The sequence below is a fragment of the Pseudarthrobacter albicanus genome, from assembly GCF_018224015.1.
Classification (GTDB): Bacteria; Actinomycetota; Actinomycetes; order Actinomycetales; family Micrococcaceae; genus Arthrobacter; species Arthrobacter albicanus.
In genome coordinates, this window is the sequence record NZ_JAGPOT010000181.1 from 1 (window position 1) to 1,160 (window position 1,160).

The window sequence follows — 1,160 nt, forward strand, 5'->3', positions numbered from 1 at the left end:
CCCGCAAGATCGCCGTCAGGCTGGCCCGCGAAAACCAGGCGGTCGCAGTCGAAACACTCAACATCACGGGGCTGGCACGTACCAGACTCGCGAAATCCGTCCACGACGCCGGGTGGGGAGTGTTCATCAACGAACTCACCCACGCGGGCCTGAAGTACGGTTGCACCGTTCCGGGCGTCAGCCAATGGGAACCCACCAGCCAGGTATGCTCCGCATGTGGCGTCAGGGACGGCAAGAAGCCGCTGTCGGTCCGTGTCTGGGCCTGCGGTGGTTGTGGCACTGTCCTCGACCGCGACTACAACGCAGCCCTGAACATCATGCTCGCCGCAGGACTTGCGGAGAGCCTAAACGACTGTGGAGGGGACGTAAGACTCCGGCTTGCCGGAGCGGTCCCTGCCGAACCAGTAACCACCCACCTGACTGCCGCCTGACGGCGGCGACCAGCCACGGGAATCCCCGCCCTCCAGGACAGGGAGGATGTCAATTGATCCAGCGCAGGTTGAACTCGTAGCGGTGCGGCTGGCCGCGGTTGACGTGGATGCCCGCCGCGACGGAGAAGCACGTGACCGCAATCCAGATCACGGTGGCGAGGACCGCGAAGAGGTTGCCCACCACCGGAATGAACACCAGGATGTTGGCGAGCACCGCGGCGATGGTGGGGGGCAGCGTGAAGTTGAGCGCTTCCTTGGACTCCTGCGCCGTGAAGGGCCCGCGGTCCTTGAAAATCAGGTAGATCAGCAGCGCCGGAACGCAGCCGAGGATGCCGCCGAAGTGCGCCAGCGTGGCCCACTGCCGGTCCTCGTTCGCCGTCAGTGGCAGCGCATTGGCGGGAACGCCATGGTACGGGGGCTGGCCATGGCCGGCCTGGTGGCCCGTGTGTTCGCGTGCGTTATCTGCCACGGTTACCTCCTTCGGATTTGCGGTGATGCGTTGGTGCCTTGGACGAGACTGAGCGGGCATGGAGCGCGGCCCGTACCAAGAATACTTGCCTTGCCGCGAAAAGAAGATCAGGGCCCGCCCGGGACGGTGCACAGGCCCGGTCCCTAGGACTGCGCTGAACAATTTGGGTGGTTTAAGGCGCGCCTGCTGGACTTCGCGCAGTGGTCCTTAAGACTGGGTGTATGCAAGGAATTGAGGCGGCCCAGCGCGGATATTTGGAT

At 64.3% G+C, this 1,160-nt stretch carries 2 protein-coding genes; one reads left to right on the forward strand and one right to left on the reverse strand.

Annotated features, from left to right (window positions below):
* Nucleotides 1-431: RNA-guided endonuclease InsQ/TnpB family protein (locus J9611_RS21280; RefSeq protein ID WP_211883222.1), on the forward strand; the 431-nt coding region annotated here is incomplete at its 5' end.
* A gap of 49 nt (nt 432-480) precedes the next feature.
* On the opposite strand, the gene J9611_RS21285 is transcribed toward J9611_RS21280, so the two are convergent.
* On the reverse strand, nt 481-900 hold the full coding sequence (locus J9611_RS21285) for a DUF4870 domain-containing protein (RefSeq protein WP_211883224.1): 420 nt from the start codon (nt 898-900) through the stop codon (nt 481-483).
* Between the last annotated feature and the right edge of the window lie 260 nt (nt 901-1,160).